The following is a 23,885-nucleotide window of genomic DNA, read 5'->3' on the forward strand; positions in this document are numbered from 1 at the left end:
CCGGGCGAAGCCGCCGCCGCGCCGCACGAACGGGTCAGCCGGCGAGCAGGGCGCGGATGGGGGCGGCCTTGGCGGCGGCCTCGGCGACCTCGGCAGCCGGGGCGCTGTCCCAGGTGATGCCTCCCCCGGCCCACAGGTGCAGCAGGTTCGCGTCGGCGGCGGCGGTGCGGATGGTCAGGCCCAGGTCGAGGCGGTCGGGTCCGACCCAGCCGAGCGCGCCCATGCTCGCGCCGCGGCCGACCGGTTCCAGTGCGGCGATGTGGGCCAGGGCGGCGTGTTTGGGTGCGCCGGTGACCGACCCGCCGGGGCACACGGCGCGCAGCAGGTCGGCCAGGCCGAGGCCGTCGGCGGGCGCCGCCGACACGGTCGACTCGGCCTGCCACAGGTCACACCAGCGGCGTACGGCGAACAGCTCGTCGACGCGCACCGAGCCGGTGCGGGCGACGCGGGCCAGGTCGTTGCGCTCCAGGTCGACGATCATGACGTGTTCGGCGCGTTCCTTGGCCGAGGTGAGCAGGTCACGGCGTCCGGCGGGGGTGGCCGGGCGGGTGCCCTTGATGGGGCGGGTGACCAGCCGGCCGTGCTCGGCGGCGATGAGGGTCTCCGGGGAGGCGCAGCCGAGCGCCCAGCCGGGACCGTGCAGGGTGCCGCCGTACCGGGCGCCGGGCAGCGCGGCGAGGCGGGCCAGCGCGGGCAGCGGGTCGCCGGTGTAGCCGGCGGCGGCGTGGCCGACGACGTTGACCTGGTAGACGTCGCCGCGGGCGATGGCGTCGCGGACCGCGGCGACGGCGGCGGCGTGCGCGGCGGGGGTCCAGCTGTCCCGCCAGCCGCCGAGCCGCCACGGGGCCGGGGTCGGCGGCTGGGGTGCCGCGGGGCGGTCGGTGTGGTGGTAGACGACGACGACCAGGTCGGGCAGCGCCGGTGCGGGGCTGGGCGCGCCGGGCGACACGCCGAGGGTGTACGCGCCGGCGGCGGCGGACAGGTACAGCGCGGCGCCGCAGACCGCTGCGCCGGGGTCGTGGCGGCCGGGGCGGGACAGGTCGCTGCGGTCGATGCCGTGTGCGGCGAGGAAGCGTTGTGCCAGGTCGGCGGGGTCGCCGCCGTCGCCGATACGCCAGTGCAGCCGGGCGGTCTCGACGAGCCGGCGGCGGCATCCGGGCGGGGCGCCGGGAGCATCGACCTCCACCTGTGGGAGCGCTTCCACGACGTCCGGGCCGTTACGGGTCATCCGTTCAGCCCATTCTGGGTGAACAAGACGCATCCTTGCTCGATACCGCGCAGTTTCGCTTGGTACTGTGCGTCACTGGTCATGTGAACCATGACACAGTGCCCCCACAGTCCGGAGAACCCGATGTGTCAGCACCAGCCCACCTGCCCCTCCGCCGACGCGACCGACCGAGAGGCCGCCCGCATCCTCGCCTGCTTCCCTGAGCAGGGCTGGAGCCTGCTCTGCAACGGCGTCATCGTCTTCGAGGACACCGGTGAGCTGCTCCCCGACGGGCGCACCATCGCCCCGCACCGGGGTCCGGCCCGCCACGCCCTCGTCGCCTGAGCGATCACGCAGCGTCAGTGAGCGTACGCGCCGGTCATGACCTTCCGGCGCACCGGCCGGGGCGGCGAGAGCCCACCGCCCCGGCGTCAGCCACTCAGTCCTCGAACGCCTCCGGCGCGGGACACGAGCAGACCAGGTTCCGGTCGCCGTACGCGCCGTCGATGCGCCGCACCGGAGGCCAGTACCGGCCCGCCCGGTCCACACCCGCCGGGTAGGCGCCCACCGACCGCGGGTACGGGTGCGGCCACTCGTCGGCCGACACCATCGCCGCGGTGTGCGGCGCGTTGGACAGCGGGTTGTCCCCCGCCGGCCACTCCCCCGAACCGACCTTGTCGATCTCCGCCCGGATCGCGATCATCGCATCGCAGAAGCGGTCCAGCTCGGCCAGGTCCTCGCTCTCGGTCGGCTCCACCATCAGCGTCCCGGCCACCGGGAACGACATCGTCGGCGCGTGGAAGCCGTAGTCGATCAGCCGCTTCGCCACGTCGTCCACGCTCACGCCGGTGGCCTTGGTCAACGGCCGCAGGTCCAGGATGCACTCGTGCGCGACCAGGCCCTTGTTGCCGGCGTACAGCACCGGGAAGTGGCCCCGCAGCCGCGCCGCCACGTAGTTCGCCGCCAGGACCGCCACGCCGGTGGCGCGGGCCAGCCCGTCGGCGCCCATCATCCGCAGATACGCCCACGGGATCGGCAGGATCCCCGCCGACCCGTGATTGGCCGCCGAGATCGCCGGCCGCCGCTCGGCGCGCGCGCCGAGCGGGTCACCGGGCAGGAACGGCGCCAGGTGCGAGCGCACCGCCACCGGCCCCACACCCGGGCCGCCGCCGCCGTGCGGAATGCAGAACGTCTTGTGCAGGTTCAGGTGCGACACGTCCGCCCCGAACCGGCCCGGCTTGGCGAACCCGACCAGCGCGTTGAGGTTCGCGCCGTCGACGTACACCTGACCGCCGGCGTCGTGGACCTTCGCGCACAGCTGGGCGATGCCGGTCTCGTACACGCCGTGCGTCGACGGGTACGTCACCATGATCGCGGCGAGCGCGTCCCGGTGCTTGTCGATCTTCGCGTCGAGGTCGACCAGGTCGACGTTGCCGTCGGCGTCACAGCCGACCACCACCACCCGCATACCGGCCATCACCGCCGACGCGGCGTTGGTGCCGTGCGCCGACGACGGGATCAGGCACACGTCGCGGTGGGCCTCGCCGCGCTCCCGGTGGTAGCCGCGGATCGCCAGCAGCCCGGCCAGCTCCCCCTGCGATCCGGCGTTGGGCTGCACGCTGACCGCGTCGTAGCCGGTGACCTCGGCGAGCCAGCCCTCCAGCTGCGCGATCAGCTCCCGGTACCCGGCGGTCTGCGCGTCCGGCGCGAACGGATGCAGGTGCGCGAACTCCGGCCAGGTGATCGGTTCCATCTCGGTGGTGGCGTTGAGCTTCATCGTGCACGACCCCAGCGGGATCATGCCGCGGTCCAGCGCGTAGTCGAAGTCGGCCAGGCGGCGCAGGTAGCGCAGCATCGCCGTCTCCGAGTGGTGGCTGTGGAACACCGGGTGGGTGAGGAAGTCCGACGTGCGGGCCAGCCCGTCCGGCAGGGCCGCGTCGGTGTCGCCGTCGAAACCGTCGACGCCGAACGCCGCCCACACCGCCTGAAGGTGCGCGGGCGTGGTGGTCTCGTCGCAGGACACACCGACCCGGTCGGCGTCGACCAGCCGCAGGTTCACGTTGCGCGCCGCGGCGGCGGCCACCACCTCGGCGGCGCGGCCCGGCACGGTCGCGGTGACGGTGTCGAAGAACGCGACGTCCGCGACCCGCACGCCCCCGGCGCGCAGCCCGGCCGCGAGCCGCGCGGCCGCCCGGTGGGTACGCCGGGCGATGGCGCGCAACCCGTCGGCGCCGTGGTAGACGGCGTACATGCCGGCCATCACCGCGAGGAGCACCTGGGCGGTGCAGATGTTGCTGGTCGCCTTCTCCCGGCGGATGTGCTGCTCGCGGGTCTGCAACGCCAGCCGGTACGCCGGGTTGCCGTCGGCGTCGCGGGACACCCCCACGAGGCGGCCGGGCAGCATCCGCTCCAGGCCCGAACGCACCGCCAGGTAACCGGCGTGCGGCCCGCCGAAGCCCATCGGTACGCCGAACCGCTGGGTGGTGCCGGCGGCGATGTCGGCGCCGATCTCGCCGGGCGGGCGCAGCAGCGTCAACGCCAGCAGGTCCGCGGCGACCGTCACCAGCGCGCCCACGCCGTGCGCCGCCTCGACCAGCGCCCGGTGGTCCCGTACCGCGCCGGACGCGCCCGGGTACTGCAGGTGCAGGCCGAAGAACTCCGCCGGCAGTTCGTCACGCTCGACGTCGAGGACGCGCACGTCGATGCCGAGCGGCTCGGCGCGGCTGGCGATCACCGCGACGGTCTGCGGCAGCGCGTCGGCGTCGACCACGTACACCGGGCTCTTGCTCCTGGACGCGCGGCGGGCGAGCGTCATCGCCTCGGCCGCGGCGGTGCCCTCGTCGAGCATCGACGCGTTCGCCGTGGCAAGGCCGGTCAGGTCGGTGACCATGGTCTGGAAGTTCAGCAGCGCCTCCAGCCGGCCCTGGCTGATCTCCGGCTGGTACGGCGTGTACGCGGTGTACCAGGCGGGGTTCTCCAGCACGTTGCGGCGGATCACCGCCGGGGTGTGCGTGCCGTGGTAGCCCAGGCCGATCATGGACACGGCGACGGTGTTGCGCGACGCGAGGGCGCGCAGCTCGGCGACGGCCTCCCGCTCACTGGCCGGGGCGGGCAGGTCCAGGGCGCCGTGCCAGCGGATCACCTCGGGGATCGCGGCGTCCATCAGCTCGTCGACGGAGCTGTAACCGACGGTGTCCAGCATCCGGCGTTCGTCGTCACGGCCGGGGCCGATGTGCCGGTCGGCGAACTGCTCTGCGGTCATGCGCTGCGCTCCTTGGTGGGGCGAGGTCGACGGGTCGGCCTCCCCCTGAGTCGCGCTGACGCGCTCCACAGCGCCTGCCCACGTGGTCCTTTTGCCTGAGAGGTTCCGGGGAGAATCTGCCCCTTCGGCGCCGTCGGGTCGACGGTCTCTCCCACGTGGGTGGTACCGGCACCTCCCACGCTACCAGCGGGCGTGTCCGCGGCTCAGGTCCCGGGCGTTGATCACACCGGCGCCGGAGCCGCCGCCACCCGGTCGGCCAGCGCGCACAGGGTGGCGCCCAGCGGGGCGTCCAGGCGCAGGGTCGCGTACCCGTCGCCGCGGGTGACGCCCTGGTTCACGATCGCCACCGGGATGCCGTGGCGGGCCGCGCGCAGCACGAACCGCCGGCCCGACATCACAGTCAACGACGACCCGAGCACCAGCAGCACCCGGGCCCGCTCGACGAGCGCGAAACAGTCGGCGACGCGAGGCGCGGGGACCGTCTCGCCGAAGAACACCACGTCCGGTTTCAGCGTGCCGGTGCCGCAGAGCGCGCAGTCGACGGTGCGGAACCCGGTCACCGCCTCGTCGGGCACGTCCACGTCACCGTCGGGGTTGACGCGCGCCACCCGCGCGTCGAAGCCCGGGTTCGCCTCGGACAGGCGCCGGTGCAGCTCGTCGCGGCCGGTGGCGTTGCCGCAGTCCAGGCACGTCACCTCGTCGAGGCGGCCGTGCAGCTCGATCACGCCGGTGGCGCCGGCGGCGGTGTGCAGCCCGTCGACGTTCTGGGTGATGATCCCGCCGAGCAGCCCGGCGTCCTGCAGCCGGGCCACCGCCCGGTGCCCGTCGTTGGGCGCCGCCCGGGCGATGGTCTGCCAGCCCAGGTGGCTGCGCGCCCAGTACCGCCGCCGGGCCAGCGGATCCCGGGTGAACTCCTGGTACGTCATCGGGGTGTGCCGGCGCGCCACGCCGCTGGGCCCCCGGTAGTCAGGGATGCCCGACTCGGTCGACAGGCCCGCACCGCTGAGCACCACCACGTCCCCGCCGGCCACCAGCCGCGCCAGTTCCTCGAACGCCTCACTCACCCGTCCATGCTCCCTCGCCGACCCCCACACCTCCCACCCCGCACCCGTTCGGCCCACGCGGCGGCCGGGCCGGGCTAGGTTGAGCGCATGCGCGTCGTCATCGCCGGAGGGCACGGAAAGATCGCCAAACTACTGGAGCGGGAACTGGCCGGACGCGGAGACACCGCGCTCGGGCTGATCCGCAACCCCGACCACGCCGCCGCGCTGCGCGCCGTCGGCGCCGAACCGGTCGTGTGCGACCTGGAACACACCGACGCCGACACCCTCACCGCCCACCTGGCCGGCGCCGACGCGGTCGTGTTCGCCGCCGGCGCCGGACCCGGCAGCGGCGCCGCCCGCAAGGACACCGTCGACCGGGGCGCCGCCGTGCTGCTCGCCGACGCCGCCACCCGCGCCGGGGTACGCCGCTACCTGCTGGTCTCCTCCATGGGCGTGGACACCGCGCCGCCCGAGGGCACCGACGAGGTGTGGGCGGCGTACCTGCGGGCCAAGAAGGCCGCCGAGGACGGCGTCGCAGCGCGGGACCTCGACGTGACGGTGCTGCGGCCCGGCCGCCTCACCGACGACGAACCCGCAGGCCGGATCACCCTGGCCCGGCACGTCGAGCCCGGCGCGATCAGCCGCGCCGACGTGGCCCGGGTGCTGCTCGCCCTGCTGTACGCCCCGGCCACCGCCGGGCACACCCTGGAACTCGTCGGCGGAGACACCCCCATCGCCGACGCGATCGCCGCCGTCGCCGCCTGACACGCGGCGGGCACGTCCCGGCCCGCGATCACGCGCGGGCCGGGACGCCGCTCAACGCTGGTGCCGGGACAACGCCGGCTGCGGCGCGGCCCCGCCGCCCTGCGGCAACTCCCGGTGATCCGCGCCGAGGTTTCGCAGGAACCCGACCAGCCGGTCCACCTGGTCCACGTGGGACACCACATGCCCCAGCGCGGCCACCAGACGGTCCCGCTGCCCGGCCATGTTCGTCGGGAACATCTGCCGGGTCTCCGGGTGCGCCAGGAACAGCGTCGAATAGAAGTAGAGCGGCACCTGGTCGCCGTGCGCGGCGACCAGGGACCAGCTCTGCTTGAGCCGTGCGGCGTCCACGCTCAGGCGTCCCCCGCCGACACGACCTGCTCCCGCACCTGCCCGAGCACGACCTGCACGTCGGCGATCACGTCCGCCGGCATCAGCGCCAGGTGCCGCCGCTGCTCCACCATGTCCACGCCGGCGAAGTAGCCGGCCAGATCCGGATCGGCCAGCACCCTGTCGTAGAACAGCTCCACCGCGGCCTTCACCGCGGCCGCGCCGCCGATGCGCTCGTAGTGGGAGATCGGGGTGGTCTCGCTCGTCACCGTCATGCTCGGTCCTTCCACCACGACCCGAGTCGGTGGACGCACAGCAGCCGAACGCACACATGCCGCCAACGCACACGACGTACCGTCCTTTTCGGACATCACGCGCACACGTGCCGTGACCTGCGCCGACTCTCACCCGGCCCGGTCCACACCATCCGGTCGCCCCGGCCCACAGGCGAGGACCACACCCCGTCACCAAAACACGAATCGCGCCGCACCCTTTTCGGGCGCGGCGCGATCCCGCCAACAAGACGCGACGCAGGTCACCCGGCCCGGCGCCGGGCCCGGCGCGCCGCCAGCTCGTCACCCACCGACTCCGCCTCCGGCTCCACCGCCGGCACGGCCGGCTCCTGCCCACCCACCGGCTCCGCCGGCAGATGCGACAACGAACCCTGGATCTCCTTGAACGCGCCACCGATCGCGATGCCGAACACCCCCTGGCCGCCCTGCAACAGGTCGACCACCTCCTCCGGCGACCGGCACTCGTACACGGTCGTCCCGTCGGAGATCAACGTGATGCCCGCCAGATCGTCCACCCCACGCGACCGCAACGCCTCGATCGCCTTGCGGATGTTCTGCAACGACACCCCGGCGTCCAGCAGCCGCTTCACGACCTTCAACACCACCAGGTCGCGGAACGAGTACAACCGCGACGTCCCCGAACCCGACGCGTCACGCACACTCGGCACCACCAGCGCCGTACGCGCCCAGTAGTCAAGCTGCCGGTAACTGATCCCCACCGCCGAACACGCGGTCACACCCCGGTAGCCGACCTCGCCGTCACCGGCCGGATCAGCCCCCACACCCGCCTGCTGTTCCGCACCCGGACCAGGATCCCGCGGCTCGTGCATCCGGACCAACCTCCCCGCGCCCGTGGCGGTGCCGCGCCGACTCCCCGTACGCGCACCACTCGACACGGCAACCCTAACGCCGCTCCCCGGACTTCACCCGCAGGAGACACCGCGACACGCCGCGCCACCACCCGGCCGGGACACTCAACCCGCGAAGTCCTCCGGACGCACCTGCTCCAGGAACTCCCGGAACTTCTCCACCTCGTCCTCCTGCTCGTCCGGGATCACGATCCCCGCCTCAGTGAGGACCTGCTCCGCACAACGAATCGGAGCACCCACCCGCAACGCCAACGCGATGGAGTCACTCGGCCGCGCCGACACCCGCACACCGTCACCGAGGAGCAGATCCGCGTAGAACACGTTCTCCTTCAACTCGGTGATCTCCACCGCCCGCAGCGGCGCCTGCAACGCCGTCAGCACATCCCGCAGAAGATCGTGCGTCAACGGTCGGGCCGGCTTGACCCCCTGCTGCTCGTAAGCGATCGCCGTCGCCTCGACCGCGCCGATCCAGATCGGCAGATAGCGGTCCCCCTCGACCTCCCGCAGCAGGACGATCGGCTGGTTGCTCGGCAACTCCACCCGAACTCCGACCACGCTCAGCTCGCGCACCGCCGCCTCCGTGTCGTCGTCACCATGCACCGCGCCCTTCCCTGCACGGTACACGGACCAGGACACGGGAGTCCCACGCGCTACGTGCACCACGCCTCGCCGGACGGGCATACCCCGGCAAGCCTACGACACGCTCCACCGACCAGATCTTTCCGCGCCCGCGCCCACAGACGACGAGGGGCCGGGCGCACACCGCGCCCGGCCCCTCGCACCGACCTCACCGGCCCAACGTCGACCGCAGTCCCACCCGCACCAACGCCGCGTGCAACCGCTGCGACAACGCCAGCAACTCACGCGCCGTCTCCGCCGCCCGAGCCCGCGCCGCCGGATCGCTCTGCCGCGCCAACGGCGCCACCAACTGCGCGAACAACCCGACCTCACGATCCGCCGCCGACCGGTACGCCCGCAGATGCCGAGGCTCCAACCCGTACGCCGCCAGACCCGCCACCGCACTCGCGATGATCAACGCATCCGCGTCATACCACCCCGGCGGATCCGACACCAGCACACCCAGCCTCTCCAACTCCGCGAGCGTCGACTCGTCCACACCACTACGAGCGATCAGACCCGCCCGGTCCAGCCGCACCTCCGACGACTCGACCGACTCCACCGGCTCCCGGCCCGGAACCTCACCACCCGGACCCACAGCCACCAGATTCGGCCGCCCCCGCCCCGGCGACGGACCAGACCCGTCCCACTGGGCCAACTGCTCCCGGATCACCCGCAACGGCAGGTACTGATCCCGCTGCGCGGTCAACACGAACCGCAACCGCGCCACATCGTCCCAGCCGTACTTCCGATAACCCGCCGGCGTCCGCTGCGGCTCCACCAGGCCCTCGGCCTCCAGGAACCGCAACTTCGAGATCGTGACGTCCGGAAACTCCGGCCGCAACTGCGCCAGCACCTCGCCGATACTCATCAGCGCAGGCGCCCGCGCCGCCCCGGACGGCGTCGAAGCCGCAGGCTCGTTCACCCCCGGCCGGCCTCCTCCGGGCGCGGACCGGCGATGAACACCACCCGGAACTTGCCGATCTGCACCTCGTCACCGTTGCTCAGCGTCGCCGCCTCGACCCGCTCACGATTCACGTACGTGCCGTTCAGGCTGCCCACATCCCGCACCGTGAACGTCCCACCGTCACGGTGGAACTCCGCGTGCCGACGCGACACCGTCACGTCGTCCAGGAAGATGTCACTGTCCGGGTGCCGCCCACTCGTCGTCACATCGTGGTCCAACAGGAACCGGGCACCCGCATTCGGACCCCGGCGAACCACCAGCAACGCCATACCCGGCGGCAACGAGCCGGACATCCGGCTCGGCACCACATCGGTGTCCGGCCCCTCCAGCACTTCGTCGAGCGAGCCGAGATTGAGCGTCGAAGTGACGTCGAGCGGGGGGAACTCGTCGTCTGGGCGCGTCATGGGACCACCTCACGGATCTGTTCGGTCGGCGTCAGGGAATGGCGGGTCTGGCCGCCGGGCAACACCACACCCGGCGGCTGGCTCCCCGTGCCCGGGAAGGCGCACTCCGCAACGCTCAAACTATTGGTTCTCGGTCGACTGGGCGAGCCTAGCCAGCGCCGAAATGCAGGGCAACCGGACGCGCGGAACCTCGCCGCCGCCCGGAACAGCACGAACTCAGCTCTCGGTGAGCTCGCGGTACGCATCGGCGGTCAGCAGACCCTCGACCGCCGCCGGATCGTCCGGAGTGATCTCCACCAACCACCCCGCACCGTACGGATCCGTGTTGATCACCTCGGGGGTGTCGGCCAACGCCTCGTTGCGCGCCGCCACCGTGCCGCTCAACGGCGCGTAGATCTCCGACACGCTCTTCGTCGACTCGATCTCGCCCAGCGACTCACCCGCGGCCACCACCGCACCGGGCTCCGGCAGCTGCACGAACACGATGTCACCCAGGGCGTCCTGCGCGAAGTGCGTGATACCGACGCGGACGACACCACCGTCACCACCGACCACCCACTCGTGCTCGGCGGTGTACCGCAGATCCTCAGGAATCACCAACTGCGTCCTTCGTCATCGGTGCACCGGAGAAACCGGCGCGGCCGCGACCGGTCACGAGACCGGCCGCGCGTGGTCCAGCTTGATCGGCGCGTGCAGCTGCGAAACCTCCACAACCTCACGATCCTCGGAGGTCACGTTACCGCCGCCGTCCCGCACCGATGCGACCACCCCGCCGGGAATGTTCAACGCCGTACGCATCGTCGCCGGATCACCGATCACCATGATCGTGAACGGACCCGTCAACCGCCGCCCGTCCACCACCAGCGCACCGTCCGGCCCGTCCACGAAATACGTCGACGCGATGATCCGCGCCGCCGTACCGTCCGCGCCCTGGATCTGCATCGCCTCCGCGCCCGCACCCCGCAGCTCCTGCACCGCATCCAGGATCCCCGACGACGACACCGCCTTCGCCGGCCCCGAGAACCGCACCTCAAGACCCGGACCCACCGCCGGCAACGTGCCCGCCAGGATGCCCAGCTCGTCCGCCCGCCGCGTCGCCTCCTCCAGCGCCGCCTGCCGGCCCTGCTCACCCGACCGCAGCTGCCGCTGGCTCTCCTCCAGCAACTCGATCTCCTGGCGCAACCGCCGCTCCCGCGAATCCAGATCCGACGAGATCCGCACCAGGTCCTCCTCCCGCGTCGCCGCGAGCGTCGGATCCGTCGACGTCGTCTTGAACTGCACCACCAGCGTGAAACCCAGCAACGCCAGCAACACCGCGATCATCGCGCCCGCCGACGAGAACCGCCGCGCCACCGACGGCGCACCGGCCACCGCACCCGGCTCCGGCTCGGACTCCGGCACCGCCTCCCGCTCCACGGGCTCCACCGCCTCGTCCGGCACCGGCTCCACCGGCGCCAACGGGCTCAACTCGTCCGGATCGGGCGCGTCCGGGCGCGGATCCGGCTCACCCGCCGGACCCGACGGCCGCGCCGGCTCCCCCGGCCGCGGCCACCCGGTACCCGTCTCCCTGTGTTCCTCGCTCATCGCCACAAACCTACGCCCGGAACAGGTGCCGGCGGATCGCCGCCACGTTTCCGAAGATGCGCACCCCGAGCACGACCACCACACCAGTGGACAACTGACCGCCCACGCCCAACTGGTCACCCAGGTACACGATCAGACCCGCCACCAGCACGTTCGAGATGAACGACACCACGAACTGCTTGTCGTCGAAGATCCGGTCCAGCTTCGCCCGCACCCCGCCGAACACCGCGTCCAACGCGGCCACCACAGCGATCGGCAGATACGGCTGCAACGCCGCCGGCACCGTGGGGTCCAGATACACCCCGAGCACCACACCGGCGAGCAACGCCAGCACCGCGATCATCGGCCACCTCCCGAAGGGCTGGAAGAAACACCCGGGCCGGACGACCCGGGACTCGACGAACCGGCGCCACCCGACGGACGCGCACTCGCACTCGCACTCGGGCTTGCCGGAGGCTCGGCGTAGCGTAGCCGCGGCTGCGGCGCCGCCGGCAAGGTGAGGTCGTCGACCCGCTTCACCCCGAACGACAGACCCGTCTTCCGCGCCACCTCACGCATCAACGCCGCCGCCCGGCTCTCGTCGAACCGGTCCCGCATCGACCGCGGCCCGATCGCCTGCACCTCGTACGGGCCCGTCACCGGCCGGTAGTCCACCAGGATCGCCTCACCCGCCGACCGGATCGTCGACGTCGCCGTCAACCGCTGGCCGTTCACCGCCACCGCCTCGGCACCAGCCGCCCACAACGCGTTGACGACCTTCTGCAGATCCGAATACAACACCCGCGACGGACCCGCGTCCCCGTTGGTCACACCGTCCTGGTCCGCCGCCGCGTCGGCCAGCCGCACCACCACGCCGTCCCCCCGCACCCGGGCCAGGCCGGTACCCGCCTCCAGCGTGCGCAACCGGGACGCCTGCGAACCGCTCAACGCCGCGTCCCGCTGTCGGCTGACATCCTCGCGCAACTGCTCGGCGCGCTCCGTCAACCGGTCGGTCTCCGCCTCCCGCCCCTTGATCTCGGCGACCAGGCCCGCCCGCGCCGTCGCGCGGCTCGGCTCGTCCGCCACCGTCTCCCGGTACGCCACCGCGAACAGGAAGCCGATCAGCGCCAGCACCACCAGGCTCACCGGCCGGCCCAGCACCTCCCGCACCCGCGACATGGAGCCCGTCGCCCGGCGCGCCGCCGCGTCCCCGTACCCCGGGTCAAGCGGATTGCGGAACAGCTCGGTCAGGAAGTCCGGCGCGTACACCCGGTTCGACGGGTCGCGTTCCTTGTCCACCCCGTCCCGTGACGGCGGCGTGGTCATGCCGCCGCCTCCGCACGATGCGCCCGCATGGCCCGCACGAGGCGGCTCGCCTGCACCACGTACATCGCGCCGGCGACCCAGTAGAGGACCAGGCCCCACCAGGCCAGCCCCCAGCCGATCGCGCCTGCGGCGGTGCCGGCGTCCGGCACCGCGTCGGCCAGCAGCAGGATGGGGAACGCCGCCAGGAGCAGGAACGTCGCGGTCTTGCCCATGTAGTGCACCGGCGGCGGGCCGTAGCCGTACCGGCGCACCACGCCGAGGGACACCAGCAGGAGCAACTCCCGGGCCAGCAGCGCGCCGGTGAACTGCCAGGGCACCACCTCGCGGGCGGTGAACGCGAGCAGCGTGGCGAGGATGTAGAGGCGGTCGGCCAGCGGGTCGAGCAGCTCCCCGAGCCGGCTCACCTGGCCCAGGCGGCGGGCGATCCAGCCGTCCACCCAGTCGCTGGTGCCGCCCACGGCGAGCACCGCGATGGCGGCGACGTCGGCCCGCACCACGAGGAACAGGTAGAGGAAGATCGGTACGCCGACGAGCCGGACGAAACTGATCAGGTTGGGCAGCGTGAGGACGCGGTCTCCCACGACCGTGGCGGTCCCGGACTCGGGTTGCTCCGCTGGAGCCGGCCGACGCGACACCGAACCCTCCCTTCGCAGCACGGTCCGGCAGCCGGATGAACGGCCGCTGGAGGGACGTGCGCGTTGCCGGCCGGTCAGACGCCGGCGCCCTCTGTGATCCCGGGCTGGGACCTCCCCGACGCGGCCCGCCCTCGTGGTGATCACGGGCCGCCCAGTTGCGCTGCCACTATATCGGGCTCGCCGCTCTGCTCCGGCGGCCCGCTGCGTCGTTGCTCAGTGGTGTCACGGTGGTGACCGTCACAACCGATAAGGCATCCTAGGACACCAGTTGGGCGGCGGGACGCAGGGCGGGCATCGGCGTGAGGGGTCAGGCGGTACGGGCTGTCGAGTCCGAGCCGGCCTGCGGGGCGGTGGCGGTCGCGGCCTGACTGAACGCCACCAGGGCCAGCAACAGCTCGTGCTGCACCCGGTTGGGCATCCGGTCGAGCACCGCCTGCACCGCCCGGTGCCGTCTCTCCTGGAGGTCGCGCAGCAGCGTCTCCGCGGCAGTGGTGGGGATCAGCCGCACCTCCCGCCGGTCGCGCGGGTCGGCCACCCGGCGCAGCAGGCCGACCGCCTCCAGGCGGTCGCAGAGCCGGCTCGCCGACGACGGGACCACGTCCAGCAGCTCGGCCAGCCGGTTCACGTTGGTGTCCGGATGCGACACGATCAGCGACAGCACCCGCAGCTGGGTGGGCGAGACGCTGACGGTGTGCCGGGATGTCGCGGAGTCGAGCACACCGATGAGCGCCTCCGCAGCCGATTCGATGGCCGCGGCAAGATTCGGAGGTCGCTCCACTCGCCGTCCCCTGCGATCGTCCCGCTCGTGTTCGCTCCGCAGCCCCGGTCACTGCCCCGTCACGCCGGACCGGCTGGAGCCGCGCCAGTCCAGGCAGACGACGACCGCGTCGTCACGGAGATCCGCGTCGGCATGGTACGCGTGCAGCTCGCGCATCACCGTACCAACTGCCTCGGTCGCCGGCTGCAGCCGAGTCGACCGCATCGCTCGCGCCATCGCCCGGACGCCGTACGGCTCCTGCTCGTCGGGCTCCGCCGCGTACACCCCGTCGCTGACGACGAAGAGGCGATCGCCCGGCTCCAGAGTGAACTCCTGCACGTCGTAGCGCGTCTCGGCGAACATGCCCAGCGGCAGCTGCTGCTCCAGCGCGATCGGCGTGACGCGGCCCCCGCGCAGCCGCAGCAGTTGCGGTGAGCCGGCGTCGACCGCGCGCATCACGCCCCGGCGGCTGTCCAGCTCCAGCAGCAGCGTGGCCACGTGCCGGCTGCCCCGGTGCTGGTAGTAGATGGTGTCCGAGGCCAGCTCCGCCTGTTCCACCAGGCTGCCGCCCGAACGCCTGGCGTTGCGCATGGCGTTCACAGTCATCGCCGTGAGCATCGACGCGGCCAGCCCGCTGCCGGTGCCGTTGAGCACGGTGAGGGTGAGCCGGTCGCCGTCCACCGACCAGTCGAAGTGGTCACCGCCCACCGTGTACGCCGGTTCGAGCTGCCCGGCGAGCAGTGCGTCACCGAGCCGTACGCTGCGGCCCGGCAGCAGGTCCCACTGCATCTCGGCGGCCATGCTCAGCCGCTCCCGCCGCCGGGCGCGCCGGTAGCGGTCGGTCTCCCGGTCGGCCGCCCGGATCGCCACGGCCAGTTCCCCGGCGGCGTCGCGCGCGGCCTCCACAGTGGCCGCGTCCGGGTCGCCGGGCAGCTCCACCATCAGCACGCCGAGCCGCTCCCCCCACACCGACAGCGGCAGGTAGGCGCGGCAGCGGCCGTCCTCGACGATGTCCAGCACCGGCTCCTGGCTGCTGAAACAGCGCTGCGCGACGCTGTGGGCCAGCAGCGGGCCGCCGTCGGGCACGCCCGGGTCGAGCACCGGCCAGAGTCCGCTGGCGCGGTAGTCGGCGACGAACACCTCCGCCCGCGCGGCCCCGAGCGTCTGGCGCAGCACCGCGTCCGCGGTCTCCGCCAGCTTGTCGGGTGGCGCCGTGCGCAGGGCACGTGACACCGATCCGGACGCCTCCGGCATGCTCATCCTCCGATGACGACTATTGCTACAGAGCAAACATCATACGAAGGCCGCCTGACGGCGAACGCCCCGCCTCGGCCGGGCGTGACGGGACCGGCTCAGCCGGCCGTGCGGAACGCCAGCGCGCCGTGGAACGCGTCCGGCACCGGTTCGGGCTCACCTGCCGGCCGCCACCGCGCCACCGGCACGATGCCGTCGTCGGTCGGCTGCCAGCGGCCCAGCAGCGGCGCGAACCGCTCGGGCGCCCGCATCCGGAACGCCGGGCCCATCATGGCCAGCGCCTCGGGGTGCCCGGCCAGTTCCTCGGTGTCGAAGTCGATCGCCAGCCGGCTGCCCGGCGCCACCGCCTGGTGCAGTTCGTCGAGCGTACGGGCGAGCGTGTCGTCGTCCAGGAACGCCGCCAGCCCGAGGAAGACCACACCCACCGGCCGTCTCCCCCAGCCCGGCACGAACCGGTGCAGCTGTGCCCGGTCGACGGTCCCGACGTCGGTGGCGTCGCCGTAGCCGTACCCGGCCCGGTCGCTGCCGGCGAGCAGGCTCCGGCCCAGGCGGACCGTCTCCGGGTCCACGTCGGTGTAGAGCACTGTCGCCTCCGGTGCGACCTCGTGCACGTTGCCGCAGGTGGGCACGCCCGCGCCGAAGACCAGGAAGCCGTCGATCCCATCGGCGGCCATCGCCTGCACGGTACGGCCGAGGAAACCGCGCAGCGACCGGAAGATCGCCGCGCACGGCCCGTACGCCGCCTCGAAAGCGGCGGCCGCGGCGACGTCCACCGGGCGGTGGTGCCGGCCGCCGAGCCAGTAGTCGATCATGCGGGCGGTGCTCGGTCCGTCCGGCTGATCCATCGACGGGGCTCCCTCCCCTGGGCGCTGCACGCCAGCGTACCCACCGGGCGACCCCGGCGGTATCGCCCCGGGCCGCCCACCCGGGCCGCGATACTGGCCGTGGGGGCGCCGGCCACGAGGAGGTACTGGTGAACTCGGCGAACGGGGCGGCGGTGGTGGTCGGGGTGGACGGCTCCGAACCCGCGACACGAGCGGTGCGCCTGGCGGCCCGGGAGGCGCGGCGGCGCAACCGCCCGCTGCGGGTGGTGCACGGTTTCATCTGGCCGCTGCTGCGCGTACCGGTCTCCGCGCCGGCCGGGTCGCCGCCCGGCGCCGGGCTGCGCAACCAGGCCGAGCGACTCGTCTCCGACGCGGTCGCGGCGGCCGAGGCGGAGTCGCCCGGCCTGCGCATCACCGGCGAGATCATCGACGGGGAGGCCGCCGCGGTGCTGCTCGGCGAGTCCCCCACCGCCGCTCTGGTCGTGCTCGGCGACCGGGGCCTGGGCGGATTCGCCGCGCTCGTGGTCGGGTCGGTCGCGGTGCAGGTCGCCTCGTACGCCGACTGCCCGGTGCTGGTCGCGCGCGGCACCGCCCGCGCGGACGGCCCGGTCGTGGTCGGCGTGGACGGCTCCCCGCTGTCGCGCGCCGCCGTCGAGTTCGCCGCCGAGACCGCGTCCGCGTGGGGCGCGCCGCTGCACGTGGTGCACGCCGGCCCCGCCCCGCGCGGGCGGAAGGGCGGGGACGAGGAGGACGAGCGGGTGCTCACCGAGACGGTCGCCGGGATCGGCGAACGGTGGCCGGACCTGCCGGTGCACGCCGAGGTGGTACGCGCCAAACCGGTCGTGGCACTGACCACGGCGTCGGCCGGGGCTCAGCTGGTCGTGGTGGGCCGGCAGGGCCGGGGTGAGCTGGGCGGGCTGCTGCTCGGCTCGGTCAGTCAGGGCATCCTGCACCGTTCCGCCTGCCCGGTCGCGGTGGTCCGCGCCTCCGACTGAGCGGTGGCCGGCGCGCCCGGCTGAGCGGCGCTCCGGCCGGGCGCGGATCCACCCGCAACGGTTGGTCCCGGCCCGGGCGGGTAGACGCCTACGGTCAGCCGACAGCGATCCGGAGGAGGCAGAGATGCCAGGACCACGGCCGGGCAGCAACGCGTACGACAAGCAGCGGGCACGCCTTCGCGACCTCGTCGAGCAGTCCGGACGGGCGTCGGACAAGGAGGCGAACCAGGTCGCCAACCGGATCCTCCAGGACGACAGAGGGCAACGCGGTGTGGTCCGGGGCGAACGGACCTACGGCCCCAAGGGCAACCGGGAACCGGGTGACCCGAAGTGAGAACGGCAGCGGTTGTCGACGGCGCCATCGCGGGCGCCGTCGGCAGCGCCGTCCTCAACGCGGTCACCTACCTCGACATGGCGTTGCGGGCCCGGCCGGCCAGCAGCACCCCCGAATCGGTCGCCGGGCGGCTCGCCGACGTCACGCACGTCGACCTGGGCCCCGGCAACGAGGCGGAGAACCGCCGATCCGGTCTGGGGCCGTTGCTCGGGTACGCCACCGGCATCGCCGCGGGGGCCGCGTTCGGTCTGCTCGCCACTCGCCGGCGGATCCCGTTGCCGCTGGCCACGGTGCTGCTCGGCGGCGGGGTCATGGCCACCTCCGACAGCTCGATGACGGTGCTCGGCGTGACCGACCCGCGTACCTGGCGGCGCAGCGACTGGGTCTCCGACCTGATCCCGCACGTGGCGTACGGGCTGTCGGCCGCAGCCACCTGGCGGCGACTGCGGCCGACGTCGGCTCGCGGTTAGCGGTCGCTCTCGTCGTCGGCCACCGGCTCACCGGCCGGGCCGTACGGCGACACCTGTCCCTTGGGGACGGGCCGTCCCGCGTCGGCGTTCGACGTGCCCCGGCCTCGCGAACGGCTACCCGCCTGGGTGGCCGTCTTGCGGCTGTCCTGGCTGGTGGCGCCGAGGTCGTTCCGGCGCAGTTCCTCCTGCTGCGGCTTGACCACGGGTCTCTCCTTCCCGGTGGAGCGCACGGCCGTCGACCGCGCGCCCGACAGGCGTACCCGCCGCCGCCCGGCGCATTCCGGATCGGCCCGGGGGTCTGGCCGGGGCCGGGGCGGGTAAGCCGGACGGATGCCAGACGATCGCAACGTCGCGCGCGCCCTGCTGGAACGGCAGTCCCGCACGTACGCGGAGGAGGCCGGCATCGCCCTCGCGGACCGGCCCGGCCCGCTGTACCAGCTGCTGGTGCTCACCACGCTGCTGAGCACCCGGATCCGGGCCTCGGTGGCGGTGGCCGCCGCCCGGGAGCTGTTCGCCGCCGGCTACCGCACTCCGCAGGCGATGGAGGCGGCGAGCTGGCAGGACCGGGTCGACGCGCTGGGCCGGGGTCACTACCGGCGCTACGACGAGCGGACCGCGACCATGCTCGGCACCGGCGCCCGGCTGTGCCTGGACCGCTGGCACGGCGACCTGCGCCGGCTGCACAAGGAGGCAGGCGCCGACCGGGCCGTGCTGCGCCGGCTGCTCACCGACTTCCCCGGCATCGGCCCCACCGGTGCGGACATCTTCCTGCGGGAGGCGCAGTCGGTGTGGCCGGACGTTCGCCCGTACGCCGACCGGCGCACGCTCGCCGGGGCGCGGCGGCTGGGCCTGCCGGCGAGCCCGGGTGACCTGGTCGGGCTGGTGGGCGAGGCCGATTTCGGCCGGCTGGCGTCGGCGCTGGTGCGGGTGGCCCTGGGCGAGGAGTCGGCGGGCGAGGTGAGCCGCAGCGCCGCCACGGCCCACTGAGTGTCGCTACTTGGCCGGGCCGGGCTTGGTCAGGTGCCAGGCCAGCAGCGAGGCGAGCAGCGCGAGCAGCACCACGCCGCCGGAGATGCCCTCCTCGCCGCTGCCGCGGCTTCCGGTGAAGCCGAAGTAGATCACGGCCAGTCCGGCCAGCACGGTGATGAACGTACGCAGTCCTCGGTCCTTCACGACCGCACCGTACGACCGGCGGCGCGGCCCGGGACGGGGATCGGGCGGTTGTCCCCCGTCCGGGTGTCAGTCCGGGCTGCGGCCGACGGCGGGGCCGCGCAGCCGGACCCGGCGGATCGCCCGTCCGGCCACCTCGACCACCTCGACGGTGAGGCCGGGCAGCCGCACCCGCTCCCCCGGGCCCTCGGGCAGCCGGCCCAGCCCGGCCAGCACCAGCCCGGCCACCGTGGTGTACTCCCGGGACAGCGGGAACGTCACGCGGACGCCCACGTCGGGCAGGTCGTGCAGCGGGAAGTCGCCCGGCAGCAGCAGCGCGCCGTCCGGCTCCCGCACGGCGCGGCGCACGTCCCGGTCGGTCTCGTCGTACAGCTCGCCGACCACCTCCTCGAGCAGGTCCTCCATGGTGACCAGGCCGTCCACGCCGCCGTACTCGTCGACCACCAGGGCGAGCTGCTCGTGCCGCTGGCGCAGTTGCCGCATCGCGTCGGCCACCGGCAGCGTGCCGGGCAGCAGCACCGGTGGGCGGGCCCGGTCGCCGACGAGCGCGCCGTCGGCGTCCACCAGGTCGCGGATGTGCACGGTGCCGCGGGCGTCGTCAAGCCCGCCTGGTCCGATCACCGGCGCCCGGGACCGGCCGCTGGCCGCCAGCCGGCGCATCGCCTCCGCCGCGGGCAGGTCGGCGGGCAGAGTGGTCACGTCGCGGCGCGCGACGAGGATCTCCCGCAGCGTACGGCCGGCGATGTCGAACGCCCCGGCGAGGATCTCCCGCTGCTGCGCGGACAGGCCGCGCTGGCTGACCAGCATCTCCCGCAGTTCCTCCTCGGTCACCTCCTCCCGGCTGGCGCGCGGGTCGCCGCCGGCGAGCCGGACCAGCAGGTCGGTGGAGCGGCCGAGCAGCCACACCGCCGGCCGGGACAGCCGGGCGAGCAGATCCAGCGGCCCGGCGCTGATCAACGCCCACCGTTCCGCCGTCTGCATGGCCAGCCGCTTGGGTGCCAGCTCGCCCACCACGAGCGTGAGGAACGTCAGCAGCAGCGTCACCACGAACACCGCGACCGGGCGGGCGGCCCCGCCGAGGAAGCTCAGCGGCCCGACCAGCGGCTCGGCGAGCGTCACCGCGGCGGCGGCCGAGGCGAGGAACCCGGCGAGCGTGATGCCGAGCTGGATGGTGGCCAGGTAGCGGTTCGGCTCACGGGTGAGGCGGCTCAGCCGCGCCCCGGCCCGCCCGGAGCGCGCCAGCCGGCGCAGCTGCCCCTCCCGCAGGCTCACCAGCGCCATCTCGCTGCCGGACAGGGCGGCGTTGATCAGGATGAGGACCAGCACCAGCGCGATCTGCACGCCCATCAGTCGGTCTCCAGGTCGTCCAGCGAGATCGCGTGGGTCATCAGCCAGCGGGCCAGCGCGGCCATCCCGAACAGCCACAGCGGCGCCGACTCGGTGGGGCCGTTCGTGGCGTAGATGGCGAACCGAAGGTCCGGGGCCCGGTACGCCTCGATCCGCCACTTGTGGTTCTTGTCCCGCCAGACCGCGGAAGGGTCCATGGCGCCACGGTAGGTGACCGGCGTGGGCCGGTGGCACCGGTTGGCTCACCCCGGCGGGCGGACCACCTCGCGGGCGTCGTCGGGCAGCCGTCGGGTGGCGCCGCGCCGGTCCAGCAGTTCCAGCAGCGGCACCGCCACCCGGCGGGTGGTGCCGAGCGCCTGCCGGGCGGCGCTGAGCGTGAACGGCTGCGGCAGCCCGGCGAGCACGCGCACCGCGTCGTCCGGGGCGCCGGGCAGCAGCACCACGTTCTCGGCCAGCTTCAGCAGCGCGCCGGCGCGTACCGCAGCGCCGATCTCGCGGGGCCCGAGCCCGAGGTCGGCCAGGTGGTGCGCCTCCGGGGCCTGGAACGGCCGGTCGCCGTACTCGGCCCGGACCCGGTCCACCGCCCGGGCCACCGGGTCCGGCAGAGTGCCCTGCGGGGCAGCGGTGACCAGGCCGTCGCGCAGCCGCAGCGGCGGGCGCAGCAGCGCCGTGACCAGAGCACGCTCGGGCAGGTCGAGCCGGTGCCGCAGCACGTCGGCCGGTACGCCCGCGGCGAGCGGATGCTCGGCGGCGTACCGGGCCACCTCCTCGGTGAGGCGACGACCCAGGTCCCGCCAGTGCTCCGGGTCGGCCAGCCACTGCCCGGCCACCGGCGTCCCGGTCGGCGGCACGCCCATCCGGGTCAGGTCACCGGCGCGGACCAGCCGTCGCCGGCGCAGCTCCCCGGCCAGGTCCGGCCGCCCGTCCAGCCCGGCCAGCACCGCCGCGCGGGCGGCCGCCGCGCCCCGGCGGCGCAACGGCGGCGGGTCCACGTCCAGCACCGTCACGCCGCCCGCGACGTGGTGCCGGCCGGGGTCGCGCAGCAGCGCCCGGTCCCCGATCAGCAGCGGCAGCGGGCGGGCCAGGCGCAGCCGCGCGGTGTCCGGGCCCAGTGGCCGGACCCGGGCGGGCACCGCCGCCGAGCCCACGTGCAGCGTGAGCGTGGCCGGCAGGTCGGCGGCCGGGTCGCCGGACAGCCGCACGTCGAGCAGGCCGGTACGCCCGAACCGGCCGGGCGTGAGCAGCGCGTCGCCGCGCCCGACCCGGTCCCGGGGCAGGCCGCGCAGGTTCACCGCGACCCGGGCCACCGCCTCCACAGCGGTGTGCGCGACGCCGAGCGAGTGCAGCCCGCGTACCCGCACCGCCTCGCCGGTGGCGGCAAGCTCCAGCTCGTCGCCGACACGCAGCCGGCCACCGCCGAGCGTGCCGGTGACCACAGTGCCGCTGCCGCGCACGGTGAACGCGCGGTCCACCCAGAGCCGCACCGGAGCGTCCCGGGCCGGGTCGGGCAGCCGGGCGGTCAGGCGGTCAAGCGCGGCGCGCAGCTCGGGGAGACCGGCACCGGTGACGGCGGAGACCGGCACCGCCTCCACAGCGCCCAGCGACGTGGCGGCGATCTCCGCGAGGGCGCGCGCCGCCGCCGGCCCGGGGTCGGCCAGGTCCGCGCGGGTGACAGCGAGCAGCCCGTACGACACACCCAGCGCGTCCAGCGCGGCCAGGTGCTCGGCGGACTGCGGCATCCAGCCCTCGTCGGCGGCCACCACGATCAGCGCGGCCGGGACCGGGCCGATGCCGGCGAGCATGTTCGGCACGAACCGCTCGTGCCCCGGTACGTCGACGAACGCGATGGTGCCGCCCGACGGCAGTGTGGTCCAGGCGAAGCCGAGGTCGATGGTCATGCCCCGGCGGCGTTCCTCCGCCCACCGGTCGGGTTCCATCCCGGTCAGCGCCCGCACCAGCGTGGACTTGCCGTGGTCGACGTGCCCGGCGGTCGCCACCACCCACATGCCGGTCAGTCCCCGACGCTCAGCACGGCCGCGCGGACCCGGTCGTCGGCGCCCTCCGGCACGGCACGCAGGTCCAGCAGGAGCCGGCCGTGCAGCACCCGGCCGAGGATCGCCGGGTCTCCGGTGCGCAGCGGCTCGGCGTACCGCTCGGGCAGGCTCAGCGCCCACGAGTCCAGTTCCACGCCGGGCGCCCCGCCGCCGCCGACCACAGCGACGCCGGGTACCACCTCGGCCTTGCAGCCGTCCTCGCCGAGCCGGTCACGCAGCCGCTCCAGCCGCTGCCGCAGCCGGGCCGGGTCGGCGTGCAAGGCGTCCCGGGTGGGCGTGGACGGCGCGTACAGGGTGGCGGCGAGCGCGGCGAGGGTGAGCTTGTCCACCCGCAGCGCCCGCGCCAGCGGGTGGCGGCGCAGCCGGTGCACGAGGTCGGCGTCGCCGAGCAGCAGACCGGCCTGCGGGCCGCCGAGCAGCTTGTCGCCGCTGGCGGTGACCAGGTGCGCGCCCGCGCGCAGCGTGGTGGCCGCGTCCGGCTCGGCGGGAAGCAGCGGGTCCGGCGCGAGCAGCCCGGACCCGATGTCGGCCACCACCGGTACGCCCAGCGTGGCCAGCTCGGTCACCGGCACCGCCGAGGTGAACCCGGTGACCACGAAGTTCGACGGGTGCACCTTGAGCACGAACCCGGTGTGCGCGCCGATCGCGGCCTCGTAGTCGGCGCGCGTGGTGCGGTTGGTCGTGCCCACCTCGCGCAGCCGCGCGCCGGTGCTGGCCAGCAGGTCCGGCAGGCGGAACCCGTCGCCGATCTCGACCAGCTCGCCGCGGCTCACCACGATCTCCCGGCCGGCGGCCAGCGCGGTAGCGGCGAGCGCCAGCGCGGCGGCGCCGTTGTTCACCACGTGCACCGCCCCGGCGTCGGGCACCGCCGCGGCGAGCGCGGCGAGCGCGTCCCGGCCGCGCCGGGCCCGCCGCCCGGTCCGCAGGTCCAGTTCCACGTCGGTGTGCCCGGCGGCGGCGACCAGGGCGTCCACGGCGGACGGGGCGAGCGGCGCGCGGCCCAGGTTGGTGTGCAGCACGACGCCGGTGGCGTTGAGCACCGCACGCGGCGTACGGCCGGGCAGGTCCGCGAGCGCCGCGTCGCGTACCCCCTCGGGGGTCAGTTCGCCCCGGCGGGCGCGGTCCTGCGCCCGGACGATCGCGGCCTTGACCCGGTCGCGCCCGAGTGTTGCGGCGGCGGCGGCCAGCGCGGGTTCGGCGAGCAGCGCGTCGGTGCGCGGCACCCGCCGTCGCGGGTCGACCTCACGCATCGGCGCACTCCCGGGAACGGTTTGGCGGAGACGGACGGGAATCGAACCCGCCTGGCCCGGATCCCGGACCACACCGGTTTTGAAGACCGGGAGGGGCACCAGCCGCCTGAACGCCTCCACGCAGCAGTCAACCACAGCGGACGCCAGGCCG

At 74.1% G+C, this 23,885-nt stretch carries 29 protein-coding genes, 1 tRNA gene and 1 riboswitch; of the genes, 6 read left to right on the plus strand and 24 right to left on the minus strand.

Annotated features, from left to right (window positions below; genetic code table 11):
- Window positions 1-34: 34 nt before the first annotated feature.
- Window positions 35-1,228, minus strand: a complete 1,194-nt coding sequence (locus tag O7622_RS19730) for a chorismate-binding protein (RefSeq protein ID WP_282309642.1) — start codon at window positions 1,226-1,228, stop codon at window positions 35-37.
- Between the two features lie 123 nt (window positions 1,229-1,351).
- On the opposite strand from O7622_RS19730, the gene O7622_RS19735 reads away from it, so the two are divergent.
- On the plus strand, window positions 1,352-1,552 hold the full coding sequence (locus O7622_RS19735; protein ID WP_282309643.1) for a DUF5999 family protein: 201 nt from the start codon (window positions 1,352-1,354) through the stop codon (window positions 1,550-1,552).
- 94 nt (window positions 1,553-1,646) lie between these two features.
- Here O7622_RS19735 and gcvP read toward each other — a convergent pair whose 3' ends face one another.
- On the minus strand, window positions 1,647-4,469 hold the full coding sequence (gcvP, locus tag O7622_RS19740; protein ID WP_282309644.1) for an aminomethyl-transferring glycine dehydrogenase: 2,823 nt from the start codon (window positions 4,467-4,469) through the stop codon (window positions 1,647-1,649).
- A gap of 73 nt (window positions 4,470-4,542) precedes the next feature.
- A riboswitch (glycine riboswitch) is annotated at window positions 4,543-4,633 on the minus strand.
- Between the two features lie 57 nt (window positions 4,634-4,690).
- A complete protein-coding gene (locus O7622_RS19745) occupies window positions 4,691-5,533 on the minus strand; it encodes an NAD-dependent protein deacetylase (protein WP_282309645.1) in 843 nt (280 codons plus the stop codon).
- Window positions 5,534-5,620: 87 nt separating this feature from the next.
- Here O7622_RS19745 and O7622_RS19750 point away from each other — a divergent pair, with 87 nt between their 5' ends.
- The gene (locus O7622_RS19750; RefSeq protein WP_282309646.1) at window positions 5,621-6,277 is read left to right on the plus strand and encodes an SDR family oxidoreductase; all 657 of its coding nucleotides are present in this window, start codon (window positions 5,621-5,623) and stop codon (window positions 6,275-6,277) included.
- A gap of 51 nt (window positions 6,278-6,328) precedes the next feature.
- On the opposite strand, the gene O7622_RS19755 is transcribed toward O7622_RS19750, so the two are convergent.
- The 14 genes from O7622_RS19755 to O7622_RS19820 all read right to left on the minus strand — a co-directional run bounded on the left by O7622_RS19755 (window position 6,329) and on the right by O7622_RS19820 (window position 16,135).
- A complete protein-coding gene (locus O7622_RS19755; protein ID WP_282309647.1) occupies window positions 6,329-6,625 on the minus strand; it encodes a globin domain-containing protein in 297 nt (98 codons plus the stop codon).
- A 2-nt stretch (window positions 6,626-6,627) separates the two neighbouring features.
- A complete protein-coding gene (locus O7622_RS19760; protein ID WP_282309648.1) occupies window positions 6,628-6,879 on the minus strand; it encodes a hypothetical protein in 252 nt (83 codons plus the stop codon).
- A gap of 260 nt (window positions 6,880-7,139) precedes the next feature.
- Window positions 7,140-7,727, minus strand: coding sequence for a MerR family transcriptional regulator (locus tag O7622_RS19765; protein ID WP_233585654.1), 588 nt, complete (start codon window positions 7,725-7,727; stop codon window positions 7,140-7,142).
- A gap of 144 nt (window positions 7,728-7,871) precedes the next feature.
- A complete protein-coding gene (locus tag O7622_RS19770) occupies window positions 7,872-8,336 on the minus strand; it encodes a bifunctional nuclease family protein (protein ID WP_282314182.1) in 465 nt (154 codons plus the stop codon).
- A gap of 217 nt (window positions 8,337-8,553) precedes the next feature.
- Window positions 8,554-9,255: a MerR family transcriptional regulator gene (locus tag O7622_RS19775; RefSeq protein ID WP_174361714.1), complete on the minus strand. Its 702-nt coding sequence runs from the start codon at window positions 9,253-9,255 to the stop codon at window positions 8,554-8,556.
- 50 nt (window positions 9,256-9,305) lie between these two features.
- Complete coding sequence (locus O7622_RS19780; protein ID WP_046570336.1) at window positions 9,306-9,755, minus strand: FHA domain-containing protein; 450 nt, start codon at window positions 9,753-9,755, stop codon at window positions 9,306-9,308.
- Between the two features lie 216 nt (window positions 9,756-9,971).
- On the minus strand, window positions 9,972-10,352 hold the full coding sequence (gene gcvH / locus O7622_RS19785; RefSeq protein WP_013286373.1) for a glycine cleavage system protein GcvH: 381 nt from the start codon (window positions 10,350-10,352) through the stop codon (window positions 9,972-9,974).
- A 54-nt stretch (window positions 10,353-10,406) separates the two neighbouring features.
- Window positions 10,407-11,339: a DUF881 domain-containing protein gene (locus tag O7622_RS19790; protein ID WP_282309650.1), complete on the minus strand. Its 933-nt coding sequence runs from the start codon at window positions 11,337-11,339 to the stop codon at window positions 10,407-10,409.
- Window positions 11,340-11,349: 10 nt separating this feature from the next.
- Window positions 11,350-11,682, minus strand: coding sequence for a small basic family protein (locus O7622_RS19795; RefSeq protein WP_007071104.1), 333 nt, complete (start codon window positions 11,680-11,682; stop codon window positions 11,350-11,352).
- Window positions 11,679-12,644: a DUF881 domain-containing protein gene (locus tag O7622_RS19800; protein ID WP_282309651.1), complete on the minus strand. Its 966-nt coding sequence runs from the start codon at window positions 12,642-12,644 to the stop codon at window positions 11,679-11,681. The genes O7622_RS19795 and O7622_RS19800 overlap by 4 nt, the downstream gene beginning before the upstream one ends.
- The gene (locus O7622_RS19805; protein ID WP_282309652.1) at window positions 12,641-13,225 is read right to left on the minus strand and encodes a CDP-alcohol phosphatidyltransferase family protein; all 585 of its coding nucleotides are present in this window, start codon (window positions 13,223-13,225) and stop codon (window positions 12,641-12,643) included. The genes O7622_RS19800 and O7622_RS19805 overlap by 4 nt, the downstream gene beginning before the upstream one ends.
- 361 nt (window positions 13,226-13,586) lie before the next feature.
- Window positions 13,587-14,057, minus strand: a complete 471-nt coding sequence (locus O7622_RS19810) for a MarR family transcriptional regulator (protein ID WP_282309653.1) — start codon at window positions 14,055-14,057, stop codon at window positions 13,587-13,589.
- 48 nt (window positions 14,058-14,105) lie between these two features.
- On the minus strand, window positions 14,106-15,290 hold the full coding sequence (locus O7622_RS19815; protein WP_282314183.1) for a GAF domain-containing SpoIIE family protein phosphatase: 1,185 nt from the start codon (window positions 15,288-15,290) through the stop codon (window positions 14,106-14,108).
- A 98-nt stretch (window positions 15,291-15,388) separates the two neighbouring features.
- Window positions 15,389-16,135: an SAM-dependent methyltransferase gene (locus O7622_RS19820; RefSeq protein ID WP_282309654.1), complete on the minus strand. Its 747-nt coding sequence runs from the start codon at window positions 16,133-16,135 to the stop codon at window positions 15,389-15,391.
- A 128-nt stretch (window positions 16,136-16,263) separates the two neighbouring features.
- On the opposite strand from O7622_RS19820, the gene O7622_RS19825 reads away from it, so the two are divergent.
- The 3 genes from O7622_RS19825 (at window position 16,264) to O7622_RS19835 (ending at window position 17,913) form a co-directional block, all read left to right on the plus strand.
- Window positions 16,264-17,109, plus strand: coding sequence for a universal stress protein (locus O7622_RS19825; RefSeq protein ID WP_282309655.1), 846 nt, complete (start codon window positions 16,264-16,266; stop codon window positions 17,107-17,109).
- 124 nt (window positions 17,110-17,233) lie between these two features.
- Window positions 17,234-17,443 carry a hypothetical protein gene (locus tag O7622_RS19830; RefSeq protein ID WP_013286381.1) on the plus strand — a complete coding sequence of 70 codons (210 nt, stop codon included), beginning with the start codon at window positions 17,234-17,236 and terminating at the stop codon, window positions 17,441-17,443.
- The gene (locus tag O7622_RS19835; RefSeq protein WP_282309656.1) at window positions 17,440-17,913 is read left to right on the plus strand and encodes a hypothetical protein; all 474 of its coding nucleotides are present in this window, start codon (window positions 17,440-17,442) and stop codon (window positions 17,911-17,913) included. The genes O7622_RS19830 and O7622_RS19835 overlap by 4 nt, the downstream gene beginning before the upstream one ends.
- On the opposite strand, the gene O7622_RS19840 is transcribed toward O7622_RS19835, so the two are convergent.
- A complete protein-coding gene (locus O7622_RS19840) occupies window positions 17,910-18,116 on the minus strand; it encodes a hypothetical protein (RefSeq protein ID WP_282309657.1) in 207 nt (68 codons plus the stop codon). The two genes, O7622_RS19835 and O7622_RS19840, sit on opposite strands and share 4 nt — an antisense overlap.
- A gap of 127 nt (window positions 18,117-18,243) precedes the next feature.
- On the opposite strand from O7622_RS19840, the gene O7622_RS19845 reads away from it, so the two are divergent.
- Complete coding sequence (locus O7622_RS19845; RefSeq protein WP_282309658.1) at window positions 18,244-18,900, plus strand: hypothetical protein; 657 nt, start codon at window positions 18,244-18,246, stop codon at window positions 18,898-18,900.
- Between the two features lie 6 nt (window positions 18,901-18,906).
- Here O7622_RS19845 and O7622_RS19850 read toward each other — a convergent pair whose 3' ends face one another.
- From O7622_RS19850 to O7622_RS19875, 6 genes are all read right to left on the minus strand, one after another.
- Window positions 18,907-19,086 carry a hypothetical protein gene (locus O7622_RS19850; protein WP_282314272.1) on the minus strand — a complete coding sequence of 60 codons (180 nt, stop codon included), beginning with the start codon at window positions 19,084-19,086 and terminating at the stop codon, window positions 18,907-18,909.
- A gap of 66 nt (window positions 19,087-19,152) precedes the next feature.
- Entirely contained in the window at window positions 19,153-20,430 is a 1,278-nt protein-coding gene (locus O7622_RS19855; protein WP_282309659.1) for a hemolysin family protein, read from the minus strand.
- Window positions 20,430-20,627 (minus strand): hypothetical protein, encoded by a 198-nt coding sequence (locus O7622_RS19860; protein WP_030503909.1) that lies wholly within the window; start codon window positions 20,625-20,627, stop codon window positions 20,430-20,432. The genes O7622_RS19855 and O7622_RS19860 overlap by 1 nt, the downstream gene beginning before the upstream one ends.
- Before the next feature lie 45 nt (window positions 20,628-20,672).
- On the minus strand, window positions 20,673-22,436 hold the full coding sequence (gene selB / locus O7622_RS19865) for a selenocysteine-specific translation elongation factor (RefSeq protein WP_282309660.1): 1,764 nt from the start codon (window positions 22,434-22,436) through the stop codon (window positions 20,673-20,675).
- Between the two features lie 5 nt (window positions 22,437-22,441).
- Entirely contained in the window at window positions 22,442-23,734 is a 1,293-nt protein-coding gene (selA, locus tag O7622_RS19870; protein WP_282309661.1) for an L-seryl-tRNA(Sec) selenium transferase, read from the minus strand.
- 22 nt (window positions 23,735-23,756) lie between these two features.
- Window positions 23,757-23,852, minus strand: a tRNA-Sec gene (locus O7622_RS19875).
- Between the last annotated feature and the right edge of the window lie 33 nt (window positions 23,853-23,885).

Source organism: Micromonospora sp. WMMD1076 (genome assembly GCF_029581475.1).
Taxonomy (GTDB): domain Bacteria; phylum Actinomycetota; class Actinomycetes; order Mycobacteriales; family Micromonosporaceae; genus Micromonospora; species Micromonospora aurantiaca.